Source organism: Symplocastrum torsivum, assembly GCF_059505465.1.
Genome location: NZ_JCACKQ010000022.1, coordinates 23,789 through 43,093 on the forward strand (window position 1 = coordinate 23,789; position 19,305 = coordinate 43,093).

The 19,305-nt window shown below is 45.7% G+C and carries 20 protein-coding genes; 11 read left to right on the forward strand and 9 right to left on the reverse strand.

From position 1 onward, the window contains the following. Positions 1 to 20: 20 nt before the first annotated feature. Entirely contained in the window at positions 21 to 680 is a 660-nt protein-coding gene (gene lepB, locus AC5JL3_RS07620; RefSeq protein WP_496073909.1) for a signal peptidase I, read from the reverse strand. A gap of 185 nt (positions 681 to 865) precedes the next feature. Between lepB and AC5JL3_RS07625 the strand changes: the two genes are divergently transcribed. Next, positions 866 to 2,278 carry an S-layer homology domain-containing protein gene (locus AC5JL3_RS07625; protein ID WP_496073910.1) on the forward strand — a complete coding sequence of 471 codons (1,413 nt, stop codon included), beginning with the start codon at positions 866 to 868 and terminating at the stop codon, positions 2,276 to 2,278. A 391-nt stretch (positions 2,279 to 2,669) separates the two neighbouring features. Continuing rightward, entirely contained in the window at positions 2,670 to 3,710 is a 1,041-nt protein-coding gene (locus AC5JL3_RS07630) for an SGNH/GDSL hydrolase family protein (protein ID WP_496073911.1), read from the forward strand. A gap of 28 nt (positions 3,711 to 3,738) precedes the next feature. Here the strand turns inward: AC5JL3_RS07630 and AC5JL3_RS07635 are convergent, their stop codons facing one another. Further along, complete coding sequence (locus AC5JL3_RS07635; RefSeq protein WP_496073912.1) at positions 3,739 to 4,503, reverse strand: alternative oxidase; 765 nt, start codon at positions 4,501 to 4,503, stop codon at positions 3,739 to 3,741. 113 nt (positions 4,504 to 4,616) lie between these two features. Here AC5JL3_RS07635 and AC5JL3_RS07640 point away from each other — a divergent pair, with 113 nt between their 5' ends. Both AC5JL3_RS07640 and AC5JL3_RS07645 read left to right on the forward strand, forming a co-directional pair. Continuing rightward, the gene (locus AC5JL3_RS07640; protein WP_496073913.1) at positions 4,617 to 4,742 is read left to right on the forward strand and encodes a hypothetical protein; all 126 of its coding nucleotides are present in this window, start codon (positions 4,617 to 4,619) and stop codon (positions 4,740 to 4,742) included. Between the two features lie 186 nt (positions 4,743 to 4,928). Further along, positions 4,929 to 6,017 (forward strand): class I fructose-bisphosphate aldolase, encoded by a 1,089-nt coding sequence (locus AC5JL3_RS07645; RefSeq protein ID WP_496073914.1) that lies wholly within the window; start codon positions 4,929 to 4,931, stop codon positions 6,015 to 6,017. Between the two features lie 188 nt (positions 6,018 to 6,205). Here the strand turns inward: AC5JL3_RS07645 and AC5JL3_RS07650 are convergent, their stop codons facing one another. From AC5JL3_RS07650 to AC5JL3_RS07665, 4 genes are all read right to left on the reverse strand, one after another. Further along, the gene (locus AC5JL3_RS07650) at positions 6,206 to 6,856 is read right to left on the reverse strand and encodes a Uma2 family endonuclease (protein ID WP_496073915.1); all 651 of its coding nucleotides are present in this window, start codon (positions 6,854 to 6,856) and stop codon (positions 6,206 to 6,208) included. A 97-nt stretch (positions 6,857 to 6,953) separates the two neighbouring features. Then, positions 6,954 to 7,589, reverse strand: a complete 636-nt coding sequence (locus AC5JL3_RS07655) for a DUF4351 domain-containing protein (protein ID WP_496073916.1) — start codon at positions 7,587 to 7,589, stop codon at positions 6,954 to 6,956. 230 nt (positions 7,590 to 7,819) lie between these two features. Then, positions 7,820 to 8,215, reverse strand: a complete 396-nt coding sequence (locus tag AC5JL3_RS07660; RefSeq protein WP_496073917.1) for a J domain-containing protein — start codon at positions 8,213 to 8,215, stop codon at positions 7,820 to 7,822. Between the two features lie 286 nt (positions 8,216 to 8,501). Beyond that, complete coding sequence (locus AC5JL3_RS07665; RefSeq protein WP_496073918.1) at positions 8,502 to 9,170, reverse strand: GIY-YIG nuclease family protein; 669 nt, start codon at positions 9,168 to 9,170, stop codon at positions 8,502 to 8,504. Positions 9,171 to 9,420: 250 nt separating this feature from the next. On the opposite strand from AC5JL3_RS07665, the gene AC5JL3_RS07670 reads away from it, so the two are divergent. Genes AC5JL3_RS07670 through nthA form a run of 3 tightly spaced genes read left to right on the forward strand, consistent with a single transcriptional unit; the run spans position 9,421 to position 10,673 of the window. Then, positions 9,421 to 9,726, forward strand: coding sequence for a hypothetical protein (locus AC5JL3_RS07670; RefSeq protein ID WP_496073919.1), 306 nt, complete (start codon positions 9,421 to 9,423; stop codon positions 9,724 to 9,726). 7 nt (positions 9,727 to 9,733) lie between these two features. Beyond that, positions 9,734 to 10,018 carry an SH3-like domain-containing protein gene (locus tag AC5JL3_RS07675; protein ID WP_496073920.1) on the forward strand — a complete coding sequence of 95 codons (285 nt, stop codon included), beginning with the start codon at positions 9,734 to 9,736 and terminating at the stop codon, positions 10,016 to 10,018. 10 nt (positions 10,019 to 10,028) lie between these two features. After that, positions 10,029 to 10,673 (forward strand): nitrile hydratase subunit alpha, encoded by a 645-nt coding sequence (gene nthA, locus AC5JL3_RS07680; protein WP_496073921.1) that lies wholly within the window; start codon positions 10,029 to 10,031, stop codon positions 10,671 to 10,673. 264 nt (positions 10,674 to 10,937) lie between these two features. Here nthA and panB read toward each other — a convergent pair whose 3' ends face one another. Together panB and AC5JL3_RS07690 are read right to left on the reverse strand one after the other, a co-directional pair. After that, entirely contained in the window at positions 10,938 to 11,726 is a 789-nt protein-coding gene (panB, locus tag AC5JL3_RS07685; protein WP_496073922.1) for a 3-methyl-2-oxobutanoate hydroxymethyltransferase, read from the reverse strand. A gap of 111 nt (positions 11,727 to 11,837) precedes the next feature. Further along, on the reverse strand, positions 11,838 to 12,953 hold the full coding sequence (locus AC5JL3_RS07690; protein WP_496073923.1) for a ligand-binding sensor domain-containing protein: 1,116 nt from the start codon (positions 12,951 to 12,953) through the stop codon (positions 11,838 to 11,840). Positions 12,954 to 13,545: 592 nt separating this feature from the next. On the opposite strand from AC5JL3_RS07690, the gene AC5JL3_RS07695 reads away from it, so the two are divergent. The 3 genes from AC5JL3_RS07695 to AC5JL3_RS07705 all read left to right on the forward strand — a co-directional run bounded on the left by AC5JL3_RS07695 (position 13,546) and on the right by AC5JL3_RS07705 (position 15,871). After that, complete coding sequence (locus tag AC5JL3_RS07695) at positions 13,546 to 14,976, forward strand: form I ribulose bisphosphate carboxylase large subunit (protein ID WP_496073924.1); 1,431 nt, start codon at positions 13,546 to 13,548, stop codon at positions 14,974 to 14,976. Between the two features lie 91 nt (positions 14,977 to 15,067). Further along, on the forward strand, positions 15,068 to 15,457 hold the full coding sequence (rcbX, locus tag AC5JL3_RS07700; RefSeq protein ID WP_496073925.1) for a RuBisCO chaperone RbcX: 390 nt from the start codon (positions 15,068 to 15,070) through the stop codon (positions 15,455 to 15,457). A gap of 69 nt (positions 15,458 to 15,526) precedes the next feature. Then, positions 15,527 to 15,871, forward strand: a complete 345-nt coding sequence (locus AC5JL3_RS07705; RefSeq protein WP_192220599.1) for a ribulose bisphosphate carboxylase small subunit — start codon at positions 15,527 to 15,529, stop codon at positions 15,869 to 15,871. A gap of 204 nt (positions 15,872 to 16,075) precedes the next feature. Here the strand turns inward: AC5JL3_RS07705 and AC5JL3_RS07710 are convergent, their stop codons facing one another. Continuing rightward, entirely contained in the window at positions 16,076 to 18,754 is a 2,679-nt protein-coding gene (locus AC5JL3_RS07710) for a WG repeat-containing protein (protein WP_496073926.1), read from the reverse strand. Between the two features lie 200 nt (positions 18,755 to 18,954). On the opposite strand from AC5JL3_RS07710, the gene AC5JL3_RS07715 reads away from it, so the two are divergent. Next, a complete protein-coding gene (locus tag AC5JL3_RS07715; RefSeq protein ID WP_192220596.1) occupies positions 18,955 to 19,200 on the forward strand; it encodes a GIY-YIG nuclease family protein in 246 nt (81 codons plus the stop codon). The last annotated feature ends 105 nt before the right edge of the window (positions 19,201 to 19,305 follow it).

Consider the following 19,305-nt stretch of genomic DNA (forward strand, 5'->3'; position numbering starts at 1 on the left):
TCAAAGCGGCAGCACTTTCATCAAACACGACCAATACGACTGAAAGGCCAGAAGCGGTAACAAGCGTGACCAATCACGTTTTGCTTAGGCAAAAAGCCCCAAACGTGAGAGTCGTTGCTGTTATTACGGTTATCTCCCATAACAAATAGTTGGTCTTCAGGCACCTGCACAGGTTCCATCTGATAGGCAGGTGGTTCAGCAATGTAGTTCTCATTTAACGAACGACCATTGATGTAAACCTTACCGTCTTGAACTTGAACCGTTTGTCCGGGTGTCCCAATCACTCGTTTGATGAAAGCTTGGTCTTTGGCATAACCCTGAATTTGGAGTTGTTGAGGTGGGTCAAAGACAACAATCTCACCAGTGGCAGGTGGTCGGAAATAGTAGGAGACTTTTTCTACAACTAAGCGATCGCCTACTTCCAACGTCGGTAACATCGAATCCGAGGGGATGTAACGAGGTTCTGCAACAAACGCACGGATGAACAGAGCTAAGGCAAGTGCGATCGCAATAATTTGTAGATTTTCCCGCGTTTGCTGCCAGAATTTTGACTGACGATTTACCTTTTCTGTCTCTTGAGTCGCAGCGCTTGCTTGACCTAATGTGATTTTTTCTGATGTTGAATTCGCTAATCCAGGAGACTGGCTAGCCGCTGAAGCATTTTTTTTCTCTAAAGCCATAAAAGTTTGAACGGAAAATAGCTGGTATAGTATCTTCACCTCACCAGCACTTCATAAGTCTTTGCCAGTTTTGGCTCTCAGCCAAGATACCACGCTTAATAAGGTTTCTAAGCCTATGGTAATGCGGCAAAGCGCGGTGCCAATAATCGCTAGTCAATTTGCGCTAGCGTAGGAAGTGAGACTCTTTGTCAAGAACATCCGTGCTGTTTGATAAACGCCCTGTCCTACTTACTGGTTTTGCTGCTTGCCTCCTAGGGTTGTTGACCTCCTGTGCCAACAGCTCAACGGGTGAGGCGCTTGAGCGTTCCTTTGCAGCAGACCCCAAGTTGAGGAATAACTCAACTACTTTAGGTGGTTCATCACAGGGAAATTCTCCGAGTCAAACTACAGCAAAACTGCCAGAGGGTTTCCCCTCAGAGATTCCACTGTATCCAGAGGCAACGCTAGAGAACGTTGAGCCGTTGACTGTGCCAAATGCTCAAGGTGAGCAAACAAGCTGGTCATCCGCTGACCCGATTGATGCCATTCAGAGCTTTTATAAGAGAGAATTTGAGTCGAATAACTGGCAGATTACGTCTCAACCCACTGATGAAGCAGGTGGCACATTTGTCGCACGTCGAAATGGTTTACAAGTGACTGTAACTATTCCATCAAGTGCAGCAACTAACAACTCAGGGGAAACATCTTCAGCAAGAGAACCATCTACCAGTGGAACTTCCAACGCTGTTACAGAGTTCGAGATTCAGTACATCCGTAATCAAGGCGAGGCAGCTTCTGAGCAATCTGGACAGGATTCGTCACAATCAGAAGTCCCGTCTTACGTTCCTAGCCGATCAGCAGGGGAAGCGCAAGATTTCACTGACCTTGATAAAGCCCCTAAAGAGTTGCGCCAATATATTGAAGATTTGGCGACTTTAGGAGTTTTAACCGTTGATTCCTCTGGTTCTAAAACTAATGCCGGTGCTAGTGGTACGACATTTGAGCCGAATAAAACAATTACCCGTCGGGAGTATGCGCGTTGGCTAGTTGCGGCGAATAATCAGATTTATGCCAATCGTCCAGGGCAACAAATTCGTTCGGCATCAGAAACCACTCAACCAGCCTTCCGGGATGTTCCACGAAGCGATCGCGATTTCCAAAGCATCCAAGCCTTAGCGGAAGCTGGCTTGATTCCTAGTCCCTTAACTGGCGACGCTACAGCCGTTTTATTTCGTCCAGATGCCCCCTTAACCAGAGAAAACCTCATTTTGTGGAAAGTCCCTTTGGATACCCGTCAGTCTCTGCCTTCGGCTTCGGTTGATGCCGTGAAACAGACTTGGGGTTTCCAAGATGCCGCAAAGGTTGAACCAAAGGCGTTACGCGCTGTATTAGCAGATTTTCAGAATGGAGAGTCCGCTAACATCCGCCGGATGCTGGGTTATACAACGCTATTCCAGCCCAAAAAGCCTGTAACTCGTGCTGAAGCCGCATCAGTTCTTTGGTACTTTGGCTCCCAAGGTGAAGGGCTATCAGCAAAAGAAGCACAGCAACTTAAACGTGAAGACGCTCAGCCATCAGAGACACCAACGCCATCACCATCAAGTTCTGATGAGCAGTAGTTGTCTTAAAAGATTATGGTCTTTGTAGCTTTAGGAAAAAAGCCTGAAAATAGTTCACAAAATCTTTAAGTTAGTTCTGTCGATTTACTTGCTGTTACTGAGAGAATAATTGTTTCTGTAAACTTACGGTTTATAGAAACACACTTTGCAATTTAATACCAAGTAGCCGTTAGCGAACAGTTAGTTTTGAGCTAATCACTCGGACTCAGGTACGCTATTTAAATACGACTTGGTATGAGCGGTGGTTAGAACGTGATATGAGGAGTGATTTCAACTTCTACTCTCATGTACTGAATTTCCGTATAGCTTCTTCTCAGATTGAAGCCAAAACGCTCAGATGCTATGTGTTCGAGTCAAAAATTAACCAAGACTATCAGGGGACAAAATTACTATGAACAAAAAAGCTGTAGCGACTGGGTTTTTCCTATTATCTTTCCTGTTTCCGCTTAGAGCTTCAGCAGCAAGTTTTAGTAATATTTATGTCTTTGGCGATAGTCTTTCCGATCAGGGTAATGTATTTAACGCGACTGGAGGAGCTATCCCCCCAAGCCCACCGTACTCTGAGGGAAGTTTTTCCAATGGATTGGTTTGGGTAGATTATCTTGCCCAAGATCTAGGATTAGAAGTTAATCCGTTCGTTGGAAATGTTGACCTAACTGAAGGCATAAACTTTGCTTTTGGGGGTGCAACTACGGGAGTGGAGAATACGATTTCTCTGACTTTTCCTCAGTTACCTCCTTTACCAGGATTAGAGCAGCAGATTGACTTTTTTACAAACCTTCCACCTGTTGCTGATCCGGATGCACTCTACATAATATGGGCAGGTGCTAATGATTATGGACCCACTGATGGAACTTTTGTACCCTTTGAAGACCCTGACACAACTATTGTCAACATATCGCAAGCTGTGACATCCCTTGCTAATGTTGGAGCGCAAAATATCATGGTCGTTAACCTACCGGATTTGGGAAAGACTCCAGTTTCTCTCAATACCCCGGAATCTGAGGAGCTTAGCGCTTTGGTAGATGCTCATAATGCTGCTCTTGAAGAGTTAAGCGAAAGCTTCGATCCTGCTCTTAACCTTATCTTGTTTGATGTTAGTGAGGGTATCGATCAACTTTTTGCTGCACCCCAGGAATTTGGCTTTACGAATGTAACTACTCCTTGTCTATTAGTACAATCATGCGTTGCTAACCCAGATGAGCAGAACCAGTATTTATTTTGGGACGATAGACACCCAACAACAGCAGCGCATCAATACGTGGGAGATTTAGCCTTGGCAGCACTAAATGCAGAAGATCCTACGGGTGTTCCTGAACCCGCTTCGGCTATGGGTTTATTGGCTATTGGTGCTTTAGGTACAGGTTCAGTACTCAAGCGCAAAAAACGCGATCGCTCCTGTCAAGTTTTGGTTAAAACCGATTTGAAGTGATTTACTTAACTTACTACTTAGCGATGTTTTAGGACATTTCTACTGGCTCTCTCTCGACTGCCCCTTGCGCTATGTCAACTGAATGCGAGTCAATGGAACCCTTCGTGGGTTCCAGCATAGCTGGTCTTTTGGCGTTGTGGGGACTCTGAAAGGTTTCTTGGGCGTTGGGTTTCTGGCAAGCAATCATTGTTTTGACGTGTTCTAATTCGTCATCTCTGATAGCAACGAACACATCGTAGAGATTTTCTATCTTAGGACGACGTTCTTCTCCTGGATGAGATGTTTGAAATTCATCAAACAAGTAGAGGTCGCCATCACGGTAGTAGCTAATTGCAACTTCCGGTGCAGGCTGGGTTTTGAGAAACTCTCCTTGTTCTTGCAGAAAGTTGTCATAGGTGTGGTAAGCGTGTTCTTCAATCAATTGCATGAAGTGATAGGCAGATTGGGGAGTAGCCATATACACCAAGACGATAATCCAGTAGTAAACAAAAGCTCCTGTGCGAGCAACGAAGCGGTCAATCCAATGTTGATCGCCACCAAGCGCTTCGGCAATCAGCAGGTGATGTAATTCGTTCCAGGATTCGGCAAAGTGAACTTTTATCCAATCTGCCTTACGCCACCAACCCATTGTTTCATAAAGGTGGAGGACTGAGGTATAGGCGAAGTAAGGGACACGAGCAACTGTCTCTAACACAAAAAATCGCGGATATATGCGATCGCGATAAAAGGTATTCAAAAGAGCTTTTAAAAACTTAACGAGGAGCCTGATCATTTTGGTATCGTTTTGGAGCATTTCTCATATAGAAATTAAAAATATTTCCTGGTGAAACTGCCCTCATCACAAAGAGCTAAATCTTTGTGTATAAGCGGCTTATATCCCATTAGGGTCGGATTCTAGAAATCGCAATGCTTGAACAGGGGGCATTAGGGGCGATCGCAAATGGCACATTGGAACTCAATAGTTCAGACAGAGTGATTTGCAATGTAGCGAATAACACAATAGAAAACCGCGATCAGCAAAACTTTCCCTAAATCGCTAATTTTTAGTTTTTCTTTACAGTCAGCTCTGAGTTTGACCTGACGCTGTTACACTCGCTTTCCTTAAGCTCTTTAATAATTCGAGTAACTACTCTGTCGCTGTAGAGACGGCTCTTACCGTAAGCGGCTGTCACAATCAAAGGATAGATACTTCCTAGTGAAACTTTGAGGAAAAGTAGTATGACTGCTACATTATCCGCACCTGAATCGATTGAAGCCTGGTTAGGTGGAGAAGCTGAAGACCTACTCACGTACCAGCCTAAGGTTTCCAAACAGCTGTTACATTTACCTGGCCCTGACTGGGTAGAGCGAATTTTTAGCAATACTGATCGCAACCCCCAAGTATTACGCAGTCTCTATCAGCTTTACTCAACTGGACGTCTTGCCAATACCGGTTATCTCTCCATCCTCCCAGTAGACCAAGGGATAGAACACGCGGCTGGTGCCTCCTTTGCGCCGAATCCTAGTTACTTCGACCCAGAAAACATCATTAAACTCGCCCTTGAAGGTGGCTGTAATGCAGTTGCTACTACCTTGGGTGTTCTGGGCATGGTTTCTCGTAAGTATGCCCACCGCATTCCGTTCATTATGAAAATCAACCATAATGAACTACTCACCTACCCGAATCAATATGACCAGATAATGTTTGCTAGCGTTGAGCAAGCTTGGAATTTAGGGGCTGTTGCTGTGGGGGCAACGATTTACTTTGGTTCTGAACAATCTACTCGCCAGATTCAGGAAGTAAGCCGCGCTTTTGCCCGCGCCCATGAACTCGGTATGGCAACCATTCTCTGGTGCTATCTCCGTAATAGTGCATTTAAGCAAGATGAGAAGGATTATCACCTTGCGGCTGACCTGACAGGTCAGGCAAACCATCTGGGTGTCACCATTGAAGCCGACATCATCAAGCAGAAGTTGCCCGAATGTAACAATGGCTACGGTGCGGTTGGGAAAACGCTTGGTGCAAAGGTGTACGGCAAAACCAATGACCTAGTTTATTCTGAACTCAGTACTGACCACCCCATTGACTTAACGCGCTATCAGGTTCTCAACTGCTACGCTGGTCGTGCTGGTTTAATTAACTCCGGCGGGGCATCAGGGAAAAGCGACTTTGCCGAAGCAATTCGCACCGCTGTGATTAATAAACGCGCTGGTGGTTCAGGTCTTATTTCTGGTCGCAAGACCTTCCAGCGACCATTTGAGGAAGGTGTGAAGCTGTTTCACGCAATTCAGGATGTCTACTTGTCTACGGAAGTGACAATTGCTTAACTCAATAGCCTTTTACTCTTCCTCTGCAACAGATGCTACTACCCATACTCAATCGGAGTAGCACTTGCGATCGCGCTTCATCTCTGGTGGTGAGGGCGATCGCATTTAGGTAAAGACTCAAACTGGCTGATTCAACTGTAAGGCTTCTCTCAAGCTGGCAAAGGGCAAAAGGTGTCCTTTAATTATCATTACCCTGATGTTTGTACCTGAGCCAAAAACCAAGTACCGACTTCAGTGTTATCCATTTCACGACTACGCCGTAAATCTTCCTCTAGCAAGGAAATAGCTAATCCTGGCAACATCTCTGATTCTCTAATCCGTTGACTACCACCATTAGCAATCATCTTAAAGGCAGTAATTCGTGCTTTTTTTACATCTACTACCCAGTATTCTCTAACACCTAAATCTTCATACAGTATTCGTTTTTCACCTAAGTCATCAGATAAAGAAGTGTCAGCAATTTCTATCACTAAATCTGGGGCTTGGTTGTTATCTAGATTAACTACAGAACTACCTGTTGGGGCTGATTGAACTCGTTCTCCAATGTAATAAGACGCATCTGGTTGAGCTTCTCGCAGACCTTGTTTCCGGTAGCTACAGTTGACAAATAGCTTGAGTGCTATAGCTTTTGCAATTCCAAAGAGGTTGACTAATATAACAACAATTCCGTTATTATCAGCGTGGTCAGCTCCGACTGGTGGCATTTCAATTCTTAGTTGCCCTTTGTTGTAGTAGCCCTTAGCTTTTCCATAAGTAGGGTCTTCAATTACCTGAATATACTCATCCCAGCTAGCTACAACCCAGGTATCACTAGCCACTTTTGTCTGTAATTCACTCATAGATTACCTTAACGAAAAATCCCTTTGAGTTTTGACCAGAGATTCTTGAGCAAACTAGAAGCACAACCCATGAGTTCACAAAGGGAGAAGCGATCGCTTACTGCCCACCTAACCAAGCTTCTAAATCAGCAATATTGGTAAAGTCTAACAGCGCTTCACCCAAATTCTCTAACTGCTCAATAGACAGCATCCCAATACGCTCTCGTAACTGAGGAGCTACTACACCAAGGCAGCGAGTAAGTAGACGCATCACCAGTGCAAATTCTCCCTGCTGCCTTCCTTGTTGTAATCCTTGTTGCAGTCCCTGTTGCAGTCCCCGTTGAATACCTTGTTCCATCCAGCTAGTGACAATCTCCATAATTCCCTCTGCTCTAGCTGGTTCAATCCTAGCAAGCTCTGCCTGAAACATTGCTTCCTCCTCGGCATTCAACTTGAGGTAAGTATCAATAAATCCAGAGATTAGCTGCACTTGTGCTGGATTCAGTCCCAAACTAGCCAACAATTGCAGCGATACTAACTTAACTGTAAACCGTTCTTGAGCATCTATCCTCATTTTGGACATCAAGGCACTTACTACGGGATTTTGCTGATTCACAAAATCCTGCCACTGAAGCCGATTCACCTGCCTTAATTCTCTATTGCTGGTAAAACGGGATTTTAAGGAGAAAGCCTTGGCAAAACATTCTGTAAGGTTTATCACAGCCCTAAGGATACCAAAAGGCGATCGCAACACAATGATTCGTTGATTGATGACATTCTCTAGGTTCTGGCACAGAGTACGATGGTCATACCTTAAATGCCTCCTGACATAACTCAGGTGACAAGCACTATTGTTAGCCAGAAGGCATCATCTATAAGCATTAGAAATTAATGACACTTTGGGGCAAGGGCAAAACCGAAATTGCCCCAGCGTAGACATATATCACCCAACCATCAGTGAAAGCACTCTCCTCAACCTCCTGATTAATCTAACCACTCATTGACATCGCGGCTTTTGAAACTAACCGGACGCCGACATTCTTTGGTTGTTTGTTGATCTTCTGCTACCCAAGCTCGATGCACGTTGGATTGGTGTAAGCCTTCTGTAGAGGATTGGTCGTATGAAGCTGGGGAGGTTTGGGATTTGGTCTGAGTGCGTAAATCTCTTGTTCGAGGAGTTGATCGGAAAGATCGCAACTGTTCATGAGCTTCATTAAGTTCTTGAAGCTTACTTTGAGCTTTCTGTTGTAGCCGGGGATGACCTGTAAAGCGGTCAGGATGCCAAACCCAAGTCAAATCGAGGTAGCCTTGGTGAACTTCCTCTGGTGAAGCTCCTGGCTCCAGCTCAAGGATTCTGTAGTATCGCTCTGCTTCTATCATCTACAACATCCTTTAGTGACAGGGACATGGTAGACGAAATAGTAATTCAAATCTCAAGTGGCTGACCGTGAAAGCAAGGAAAAAAACACATGATTTTAGGAAAGATATATTTTGTAGTCTTTCGTTAACTTAAGTTCACGCTCTCACATTTCTCCAATCACAGCATTGTTTACATTAAGAGACTTTTACAGTCTGCACTTCATCCAATTAACGTTGGGACACTCTGGCATTATTATGATTGAATGCCCAATGGAAACTAGTTACTGAAGGAAAAGCGATCGCGATCTCAGTTTTCAGGCTTGGTTTCCTGCGTCTGTCCGTCTATAACAGTACTCCAATCGTCATTCTCCACTGCTGCCTCAATCTGATGACGAGTTTCGGTAGTACTCCTATCCTTTGCCTCTAGTTCCTTAACCAGTGCAGTGTCAGCCATCGCTTTACGCAATTTAAGCTTCTTCTCCTCATAAGCATTACGCTCACTTGCTGACATCGTTGCCTTTGCAGCTTCACCGACTGTACTTGCCCAATTTGCACTCTCCTCACTGTTTCCTGGAGGAATGTAGTCCAGTTCGGAAAGCCACGCTTCACGCAAGTCTTCCATTTCTTGGCGCTTCGGGAACTTGAACGTCTGCACTCGCACGAAGGCACAAGCTGCCGTCCCATTTTGGGCAACATGGCTGTTGAGGGAGAGTAGCACATTGCGCGAGTAGCCGATGTACTGTGTTTGTTGCTTATCGTTCAGCACCGCATATACGCCAGCAACCTTTGCATTTTGCGAAAGGGCGCACCAAGCCTCAAGCGATAAGACTTGATTGCTATTACTTTCAAGTTCCTGTTTATCAGTTACATCAGTAGTATCGTGTTCATCTGGAGAACTGTACAAAAAATCATGCAATCCCCGATGCTCAACAGGTACATTTTGGTGTTCGATTGCTACGTCCTTGTTTGTCTCCATGCCGATTATCCCCCTTTGATTAATTTCTCTGCTTCTTCATTGAACCCTAAACAAGTCGGTTGTCTAAGAAAACAGAGTAGGGACTTTGATTCATCATCAAGACGCACAGTTGTTAACTATTTGCAAGCGATCGCATTTCAACCAATTGATTTCACTTCCACAATGACCTGATAATTGGACAATTGATAAATCTGGACAAGTAGCCAGTCTCGAAAGCTAATCCTTAAGCAAGAAGTGAGCAAGTTGAGTCATGAGAGGGTATCACGATGTTGGGGGTTTGCCGACTGGAGCAATAGAACGCGCTGAACACAACTATGAGCTATGGGAAAAGCGTGTTGATGCTCTTGTCGTACTCCTATCAAATAGGAATCCCCCATTAATTTGTGATGATGAACTGCGGCGTGGGATTGAGTCTCTTGGTGCTGAGGCTTACGAAAAGCTGAGCTACTATGAGCGCTGGATTGCTTCGCTTACTCAAGTCCTCTTAGAGAAAGGTGTTCTGACAGTGGATGAACTAGGACGCAAGTTAGCGGAGATTGAGGAGCGTGAGCAATAGTTATACGATGAGTACACGTTTTACTGTTGGCGATCGCGTTTCAGTTCGTGTTGCTTATCCCCCTGGTCATGTTCGTACACCGTTCTACATTCGCGGCAAGATTGGGGTTGTTGAACGCATTTGTGGAGAGTTTGCCAATCCAGAAGAACTTGCTTACGGACGTGATGGACTTCCAAAACAGCCTCTCTATTGGGTACGGTTTCAGCAGAGTGATGTCTGGACTGAGTACACAGGCTCCAAGAATGACACACTTGTAATTGAGATTTCCGAACACTGGCTAGAGCCAGCCTAAATCTAGGACGATGCACAACCACTCTAATCATGAAGTGCGACCCGACGATGATGCACCTCTAACCTACTACCAGAAGTTAGAAATCGCTGTGCGTGAGTTGCTCATTGAGAAAGGGCTGATTACTGCTGACGAAGTGCGTCGAACCGTCGAGGTAATGGATGCACGTAGTCCTGCCCTTGGAGCTAAAATTGTTGCCCGTGCTTGGACTAACTCAGACTACAAAACCCGATTGCTTAAGGACGGGAGTGCAGCCGCTACGGAACTAGGTATAGAAGTGGGGGTGACAAAGCTAGTCGTAGTCGAGAATACCTCACAAGTCCACAACCTCGTCGTTTGTACTCTTTGTTCCTGCTATCCCCGCATGATTTTAGGATTGCCACCCGATTGGTACAAGAGTAAAGCCTATCGCTCTCGTGCTGTACGAGAACCGCGTGCAGTGCTTGCTGAATTTGGGACTCATATTCCTGAATCTGTCGAAGTTCGCGTACATGACAGTACGGCGACGATGCGTTATCTTGTTTTACCCCAGCGTCCAGCATCAACCGAGGGGATGGATGAGGAAGCACTCGCTGCGCTAGTCACCCGTGACAGCATGATTGGTGTGACAATAGTTAATGCTCCGGAAGCTTCGCTTACAGGAAAGTCATCTATATGAACTAAAGCAACAGTCTACTTAGCTATGGCTATCTTCAACAGTCAATGCCTTCCCCTGGAAGAAATACAGAGCTTAACAATTGCTCCAAGTTATAGGGACATTCAGAAGGAAAATCTTCATCATCTTATGAAAATCCTCTTCATAAGCAGCGGAAGCATTATCAGTTACGTAAAAGTTACTCATTTTTAATGACTTCCTCCTCAGCCAATATTTTTAAAGCATAGCTCCAGTTTCAGTTGCCTATTCAGGACAGAGGCTTCTGATCTAATGTTGTTCCGGTTCTGGAAATTGTCGCTCTCGGACTTCAGTACTAAACTCCTGTACGGCTTGTGTAATTATCTGCCGCAAATCCACATAAGACTTAGCAAACGGTGGCTTATATTCTGAAAGTCCCAATAAATCAGATGTGACTAGCACTTGCCCATCGCAATGTGGACCTGCACCAATTCCAATCGTCGGAATAGGAACCTTTTGGGTAATCTGCAAGGCTAAATCATCAGGGATATGCTCTAAAACAATGGCAAAGGCCCCTGCTTCAGAAAGCGCGATCGCTTCTTGTAGAATTCGCCCCCCCGCATCTTGTGTTTTCCCTTGCTTGCGATACCCTAACTGATGAACAGATTGCGGTGTCAGCCCGACATGACCCATCACTGGAATTCCCGCAGTTGTGAGTTGTGCAACTGTTTGTGTGATCGCAGGATACCCGCCTTCCAACTTTACCGCCTGTGCGCCCGTTTCCTTCAACGCTCGACCTGCGGAGTGCATCGCTTGTTGGGGACTTTCTTGATAAGTTAAAAACGGTAAATCGCAAACGACTAATGCTCGTTTAACACCCCGACGCACCGCTTTCGTATGGTGCAGTGTCTCCTCTAGTGTTAGGGGCAAGGTATTTTGGTAGCCTAACGTCACCATCGCCATGGAATCTCCTACCAAAATGACATCCACTCCAGCCGCATCCAATAGTTGCGCGATCGCATAATCCCAAGCCGTGAGTGTCACAATCGGACGAGACTGCCGCTTCCATTGGATTAATTGCTGAGTGGTGACTGCCATTTTGGTTTAGCGTTGAGGTTTGATTGTTTGCACGAATCTGAGGAAATTTGTTGTCTCAGACATCACTATTAATGTCTAGGGTTCGCAGATTCACAACTGAATCGTAACGACTTATTGAGGAGAAGGTTCGCGAATAAAGGCAAAATGAGGACGAACGCGACCACTCGTTAAACTAACCCAAGCTAATCCCTCACTTGTGCCAACCCATAACTTGTTGCCAGTATCCGGCGAAAGAGACAGGATACTGTCAGAAGGAAGGTTGGCTATCTGACCGAGTACTTCGCCGCTATCCGGTTTGAGTTTCAACAAGCCATTATCGGTGCCAACCCAAACACTACGATCTTGAGCAAAGCGTATAGATGTAACATTACGTCCCCGAAGTGGTGTTACAGAGCGGATAACTTGAAACGTTTCAGGATTAATCACGAGTAAGCTGTTGGGAGTCCCCGCCCAAAGCATCCCATCTGTGCCAAGGGTAAGGGTTTGCACAACAGTTCCAGGGATGCCTTCAATTCGTCCTCTAGGCAAAGCACTCGCTGTATCGACTCGCACGATGCCGTTTAGCGTCCCCACCCATAGCTGACCTTCTTTATCCAAGGTAAGAGCGTTGGCACTGACACCAGGAAGTTTTTGGACTGTAGTCATTAATAATCCCTGATCGGGGCTGATTAGGGTAAGACCGCGATCGCTTCCTACCCACAGATAGCCTCGACGGTCAATCAACATCGACAGGACTCGATTAGAGGGTAATGTGAAGTTTTGTGCAGTCACTTCATTGCTACGTGGGTCTACACGCAACAGCCCTTCATAGGTTCCCACCCAAATCCGTCCAACTCGGTCTTGCGCTAAAGCACCAACAGTATAGTTCGGTAGGCGAATACGAGCTAACACCTTTCCAGTATTGGGGTTGATTCTCGATAACCCTAACCATGAACCAATCCAGAGGTCACCTGTAAAGTCAGGTTGTAAGGCACTTACACGAAAATCTGGTGATAAACGTTGAGTATCTTGCCGTAGGCGTTCAGAAGGTAGCGGTTCGTTTAAGGGTGGGGGTGGTTCATCTACATAGGTGGGGCTATACACATCTTGGTTAGTTTCACGTTGTGCCACTAGCCAATCTCTATCAGTTTGTCCTTGCCTTTGAGCTTTTGCGTTTGGGACTAGTAAGTTCAAGCACAACAGCATTGCAGTAAAGACAAGACCTATACGGGTAATCAAAAACGCCATAGTGATTCTCCTTACTTGTGTTCCTAGGATTCCATTTAATACTTTCTACGCCACTGTGATTGAAAATAAGCCAGGGACGCCGAGAGAGGAATGAAGAGCTTTCTCTTTATTTTTCTTGTCCAAGGCAAGCTTTCTGTGTTCCATTCCATGAGAATTGCCATAGAAAGTTGCTCTCCTTGTCAATGCTTTAAAGGGGACACTTTTTCTACTTATTTCACGAAAATTTACAAAAAGTTGTATTACTTTTAGATATAAAAAAAGTTTATACATTCGTAAAGAATAATTGAACTTCAACTTATCGAATTCTTGTTATAGTAACTAAGCATTAAGAAATTATTTAATACCTCAGCCGTTTGGTTTGCCAAAAAAAATTGTCCCCATAAAGCCAATTTTGTGGTCAAATAGCATAGGTTAGGTACTCCCAGGCATGAGTGATTTGCAGGGGGATAATGGGTGTGATGTTGCATCCACAAGGGGCTATTTGTACAAGCCTTTTTAAGGATTTTCGTACCTACAATTTAGGTCAAAATCTACAACACCAAAAAGCAGCGGAAGTAGTTGCAATATTCAAGAGTTCCTAAGGAAGGAAAACATGTCTTACTCACAAACCAGAACTCAGTCAAAAGCTGGTTACGATGCCGGGGTAAAAGATTATAAATTAACTTACTATACTCCGGACTACACACCCAAAGACACCGATGTTCTGGCAGCGTTTCGCATGACCCCACAGCCTGGGGTGCCACCGGAAGAAGCCGGTGCGGCGGTTGCGGCTGAGTCGTCTACAGGTACTTGGACAACAGTCTGGACAGACTTGCTGACTGACCTCGATCGCTATAAAGGCCGTTGCTACGACATCGAGCCAGTACGTGGGGAAGACAATCAGTTCATCGCCTATGTTGCTTACCCATTAGATTTGTTTGAAGAAGGTTCCGTTACCAACTTGCTCACCTCACTTGTGGGTAACGTATTTGGTTTCAAAGCTTTGCGTGCCCTGCGCTTAGAAGACTTGCGGATTCCTATCGCTTACCTCAAGACCTTCCAAGGCCCTCCTCACGGAATTACCGTTGAGCGGGACAAGCTGAACAAATATGGTCGTCCTCTCTTGGGTTGTACGATTAAGCCTAAGCTGGGTCTATCTGCGAAGAACTACGGACGTGCGGTTTATGAGTGCCTACGCGGTGGTCTAGACTTCACCAAAGACGACGAAAACATCAACTCTCAGCCATTCATGCGCTGGCGCGATCGCTTCCTGTTCGTTCAAGAAGCCATTGAGAAAGCCCAGGCTGAAACCGGTGAAATTAAAGGTCACTACCTCAACGTCACCGCCCCCACCTGCGAAGAAATGATGGAGCGTGCTGAGTTCGCCAAAGAAATTGGCACTCCAATCATCATGCACGACTACCTAACAGGTGGTTTCACCGCTAATACCACCCTGGCTAAGTGGTGCCGCCGCAACGGTATCCTGCTGCACATCCACCGTGCAATGCACGCGGTAATTGACCGTCAGAAGAACCACGGTATCCACTTCCGCGTTCTTGCTAAGTGTCTGCGGATGTCCGGTGGTGACCACCTCCACTCCGGTACCGTCGTTGGTAAGTTGGAAGGTGAGAAAGGCATCACCATGGGCTTCGTTGACCTGATGCGCGAAGACCACATTGAACAAGACCGCGATCGCGGGATTTACTTCACCCAAGATTGGGCATCTATGCCTGGAGTAATGCCCGTTGCTTCCGGTGGTATCCACGTTTGGCACATGCCTGCGTTGGTTGAAATCTTCGGCGATGATTCCTGCCTACAGTTCGGTGGCGGAACACTCGGACACCCTTGGGGTAATGCTCCTGGTGCAACCGCTAACCGCGTTGCCCTAGAAGCTTGTGTCCAAGCCCGTAACGAAGGTCGCAACCTGATGCGTGAAGGTGGCGATGTAATCCGTGAAGCTTGCAAGTGGAGTCCTGAATTGGCTGTTGCTTGCGAACTTTGGAAGGAAATCAAGTTCGAGTTCGAGGCAATGGACACCGTCTGATGTAAGGTGCCAAGTGCTGAGTCCTGAGTGACAAAGTATACTCAAAGACTAAGTACTCAAGATTCAGCACTTACTAGGCAGGGTTCAGAAGATGGATCTAAAACAAGTTGCGAAAGATACAGCCAAGGTGCTGACTAGCTATTTTACCTATCAAGCACTGAGGACGGTTTTAGCTCAGTTGAGTGAAAATGACCCACCTCAAGCCCTATGGCTGCATTCCTTTTGCTCAAGGAACAGTATCCAAGATGGCGAAGCTTTCCTCCTAGCCTTACTTCAAGAGAAACAAGAGCTAGCGCTTCGACTGATGACTGTACGGCAGCACATGGCAGAAGAAGTAGCAGAGTTCTTACCAGAAATGGTTTGCACTAGCATCCAGCAGTCAAACACAGAACATCGGCGTCAGCATCTAGAGCGCATTACGCAATTTACAAGCTCTGAACCCCCTAGCTACCCCGAACAGCAACCTGATTCAGAAAACTAAGACTACCGAGTCAGGGACACCATAAAGTCTCTAGTTGTATACCCCTACTTCAATTTACGAGCATAACCCATGCAAACTTTACCGAAAGAACGTCGTTACGAAACTCTTTCCTACTTGCCACCCCTGACTGATTCGCAGATTCTCAAGCAAGTCCAGTACATTTTGGATCAAGGCTATATCCCAGCCGTAGAATTTAGCGAAGATTCAGAACCAAAACAGCACTACTGGACACTGTGGAAACTGCCCTTGTTCAAAGCTCGCACTCCTCAAGAAGTGATGCAAGAAGTAGATGGTTGTCGCTCTGACTACCGCGACTCTTACATCCGTGTAGTAGGTTTCGATAACATAAAGCAGTGCCAAGTTCTTAGCTTCATCGTTCACAAACCTACTGCCAACACCCGTAGCCGCTACTAATAGGCTTCTGGCTGAAATTTTCTGACATTTGGATGAATAAGGAGGTGGATTATTCCGCCTCCTTTTGTTTATTTTTTAGCTTTCTCGCCGGAAGCCTCACGCCATATCTGTACTCAGTTGGTGTAGGAGTATGTCACGTTTATTGTGTTCAGATAGTCAGAACTACAGATAAATGCGATCGCATTTCAATACTCCCCAATACACTTAGCGAAGAATATTCCGAATGTAGCCCCACTTTCCACCACTACTCACCAGAGCAAATCCTTCACTAAAAGAATTAGCTTCATTGAATTCTGGAGTGATTACAACGTTTCCGGTTTTGTTGATATAGCCCCACAAACTGCCGACTTTCACCGCTGCTAATCCTTCCTGAAACGATTTAGCTTTCTCAAATTGCCTCGCAATTACCAGTTGCCCTGTTGAGTTAATATAACCCCACTTGTTAGCCATTTTTACAGGCGCTAAGCTTTCAGCAAAAGACTCTGCTTCATCAAATTGTGGCTGAATCACAACTTTACCTAATTTGTCAATATAGCCATACTTGCCAGAAACCTTAACCCATGCCAATCCTGCACTAAAAGAACCCGCTTTATCAAATCGCGGTAGGATTACTGGTTTTCCCGCTTTGTCGATATAAAGCCAAGTGTCATTAATTTTTACAGCGGCTAGTCCTTCTTGGAAAGAATTTGCTGCATCAAATTGCGTTGAGATTACAAGCTTACCTGTCTTGTCAACATAGCCATACTTGCTGCCGATTCTGACTAGCGCGAGTCCTGTGTTATCCGGAGTTGCTTCGCTAGAAGGAAAAAACTCAGCTTGATCAAATTGAAAGCGGCTAACGAGTTTTCCTGTTTTGTCGATGTAGCTCCACTTATACCCCATTTTGACGGGTGCTAGCCCTTCGGAGAAGGAATCTGCCCAATCAAATTGGGGTTGGCTAACGGATTTTCCTAACTTGTCAATATAAAGATATTGACCACCGAGTCTCCGTTCAGTAAAACCATGTTCTTTGATTTTTGAGGAACTGAATTGTGCGCGTTGAGCGTAGGGACCAGTGCGTAAGACTTTTGCTAGAGCATCATTCTCTTCTCGTAAACCTTCATAGAAGAAAAAGACTTCTCCTAGAATTCCTTGATCGCGATTGTATTGAATCGTCTGCAACAATAGTTCTGGAGTCATGCGGTACGAACCGGACTTGAGTAGAACACCAGGGACTAGAGAAGGCATTTGTAATGATGTAAATTGCTGCGTAACAAGCCGATCAACCAGTAATTTATACCCCTCAAAATTACGGCTATATAACTGGGGATGGATTAGATCCACGAGTCCCTGATCAATCCAAGCTTGCGAGTCCTGAAGGTACTCTTGCATTCCCCAAGGGTAGACACTCGGAGACATTGAAATGATTAGGTTGGGATTGATTGTAATTACTTCTCGATAGAGTCGGGTTAAGAAGTCGCTGAGGATGTCGGCACGCCACTGAAGCCATTGTGGATCTTTTGGATTTTGGGGAGGGTTTTGGTTGAACTGCCGAAAGTAGCGGTCAATGGTTCTCGCGTCGTAACTACCTTCCGAGGGGAGTGCAGGCATTCGGTCATCGCCTTGGATGCCCGTAATATCATAGTTGTTAACAACTTCCAGTACCAAACTCCGAAGGAAATCCTGCACCTCTACATCAAGCGCATTCATCCACTCAAAGTTATTCTTTTTCAGCAGATTACCACTTGCATCGCGTGCTGACCACTCTGGTTTTTTCGCCAGCAGTCGTCCGCCATTTTGGTTAAAGGAACTGGCAAATCCATACTCGAACCAGGGAATAACCGCTAGTCCAACCCGCTTTGCCTCGACAATCAGTTCCCCCAAAGGGTCTCGTCCAGCATAGCGTGAGTCAATCTCCAATCCAAACGTGTCCCGCATAATGCGACTGGGGTAAATCGTAGCGGCGTTATTCCAGACAACAGGAAACACAACGTTGAACCCGGTTTCGGCAAGAAAATTCATCGCCTCAGCAATGTTTTGCTTGGAGTTGAGAACTTGGCTAGCGGTAGTCGTCAGCCAAACTCCGCGTGTTTCTACAACGTCTCCTTGACGTGAGATAGACTGGGGCGAAGTCCTCTGATACGTTCTAACTAATGCTACTCCTTCGGAAAATGAATTCGCCTCATCCAGTTGTGGCTGAATCACGAGTTTCCCGGTTGTGTCGATGTAACCCCACTTATTCCCACTCTTGACTCGCGCTAGTCCTTCGGAAAAGGAATCTGCCTCCTCAAATTGGGGAGGAATGGCAAATAAGTCTAACCCAGGAATGTACTGAGATGGGACACCAGGGATGTTTAAGGCGCGGCAAATAAATGCGGCTACCTCAGCTCTTGAGGCGTTTTGATTGGGGTTGAGGCGTTTAATATTTGGATAGTTAACAACAAGACGCTTTTCGGTTGCTGCGGCGATCGCATTTAGCGCATAACTCGGAATCAAAGCCGCGTCATCATAATACCGTGATAGGGATGCAACACCTTGCGCTCCTGCGGTGTACTTCAATCCACTCACTAATGCTACCAGTGCCTGCACTCGCGGAATTGGCTGGTTAGGTCTAAATGTGCCATCAGGGTAGCCAGAGAGAAAACCCGTTCGATAAGTGGTTTGAATAGCAGAATTTGCCCAGTTATTGGAGGAGACATCCTTAAAGGTGATGGCGCTGCGGATAGGAGGCGTGTTGGCAAACGCCTTAGACAAAAGGGCAGCAAATTCAGCACGAGTTACAGATGCGTTGGGTCGAAAACTACCATCTGGGTAGCCACTGATGAAGTTTCTCGCCACGAGTTGGCTAATACTGTCATTAGCCCAATGGTTCTGAGTATCGGAAAAAATCAAATTACTTGACATTGACTGAGAGAGGAAGCGTTACTAAGCTTTCAAATTGCCTCTCAACAGTCTAGACTCACTCTCGTTGGGATTAAGCGACTCACTTCCTCGATACTGGACTTTTCTCCCAAAAATGCAAAAATAGTTAAGAATGGAAAAGACATTACTGTCGCTGTAGAAGCTTAAAGACTTACTCAATCTTAGCTGGGTGGTTCTCAGTCATGGCTTCTGGGATCTATGCGATCGCACACATTGGTCATCTAAAGCTTTACGTTGGTGAGACAAGCCGCATCAAAAACGTTTGGCCACCACTATTGGCTCAACTCGACAATGGCACCTACCCAAACGCTACATTGCAGAGGGTATGGGATTTGGAGGGAGGCAAACGCCGCTTTACATTTCACACATGGAAAGATTTAGCAAACCAAGAAATTATTGGGATTGAGAAAGCCGAAGACGATGCGTAAGCCCTAGCATCTCAATCGATTGAGAATCATGAATGGCGCGGATGGGTAGATGTTTGAAATGACGCTGCTAAAAGTTAGGCTGGATGGCTGACTCCATAAGGATCT

What these genes read in the sequence shown, in the direction of transcription:
- lepB (WP_496073909.1), bottom strand. Translation starts at nt 680, where the DNA reads ATGGCTTTAGAGAAAAAAAATGCTTCAGCGGCTAGCCAGTCTCCTGGA.
- AC5JL3_RS07630 (WP_496073911.1), top strand. Translation starts at nt 2,670, where the DNA reads ATGAACAAAAAAGCTGTAGCGACTGGGTTTTTCCTATTATCTTTCCTG.
- AC5JL3_RS07635 (WP_496073912.1), bottom strand. Translation starts at nt 4,503, where the DNA reads ATGCTCCAAAACGATACCAAAATGATCAGGCTCCTCGTTAAGTTTTTA.
- AC5JL3_RS07640 (WP_496073913.1), top strand. Translation starts at nt 4,617, where the DNA reads ATGCTTGAACAGGGGGCATTAGGGGCGATCGCAAATGGCACATTGGAA.
- AC5JL3_RS07645 (WP_496073914.1), top strand. Translation starts at nt 4,929, where the DNA reads ATGACTGCTACATTATCCGCACCTGAATCGATTGAAGCCTGGTTAGGT.
- AC5JL3_RS07650 (WP_496073915.1), bottom strand. Translation starts at nt 6,856, where the DNA reads ATGAGTGAATTACAGACAAAAGTGGCTAGTGATACCTGGGTTGTAGCT.
- AC5JL3_RS07660 (WP_496073917.1), bottom strand. Translation starts at nt 8,215, where the DNA reads ATGATAGAAGCAGAGCGATACTACAGAATCCTTGAGCTGGAGCCAGGA.
- AC5JL3_RS07665 (WP_496073918.1), bottom strand. Translation starts at nt 9,170, where the DNA reads ATGGAGACAAACAAGGACGTAGCAATCGAACACCAAAATGTACCTGTT.
- AC5JL3_RS07670 (WP_496073919.1), top strand. Translation starts at nt 9,421, where the DNA reads ATGAGAGGGTATCACGATGTTGGGGGTTTGCCGACTGGAGCAATAGAA.
- AC5JL3_RS07675 (WP_496073920.1), top strand. Translation starts at nt 9,734, where the DNA reads ATGAGTACACGTTTTACTGTTGGCGATCGCGTTTCAGTTCGTGTTGCT.
- nthA (WP_496073921.1), top strand. Translation starts at nt 10,029, where the DNA reads ATGCACAACCACTCTAATCATGAAGTGCGACCCGACGATGATGCACCT.
- panB (WP_496073922.1), bottom strand. Translation starts at nt 11,726, where the DNA reads ATGGCAGTCACCACTCAGCAATTAATCCAATGGAAGCGGCAGTCTCGT.
- AC5JL3_RS07690 (WP_496073923.1), bottom strand. Translation starts at nt 12,953, where the DNA reads ATGGCGTTTTTGATTACCCGTATAGGTCTTGTCTTTACTGCAATGCTG.
- AC5JL3_RS07695 (WP_496073924.1), top strand. Translation starts at nt 13,546, where the DNA reads ATGTCTTACTCACAAACCAGAACTCAGTCAAAAGCTGGTTACGATGCC.
- rcbX (WP_496073925.1), top strand. Translation starts at nt 15,068, where the DNA reads ATGGATCTAAAACAAGTTGCGAAAGATACAGCCAAGGTGCTGACTAGC.
- AC5JL3_RS07705 (WP_192220599.1), top strand. Translation starts at nt 15,527, where the DNA reads ATGCAAACTTTACCGAAAGAACGTCGTTACGAAACTCTTTCCTACTTG.
- AC5JL3_RS07710 (WP_496073926.1), bottom strand. Translation starts at nt 18,754, where the DNA reads ATGTCAAGTAATTTGATTTTTTCCGATACTCAGAACCATTGGGCTAAT.
- AC5JL3_RS07715 (WP_192220596.1), top strand. Translation starts at nt 18,955, where the DNA reads ATGGCTTCTGGGATCTATGCGATCGCACACATTGGTCATCTAAAGCTT.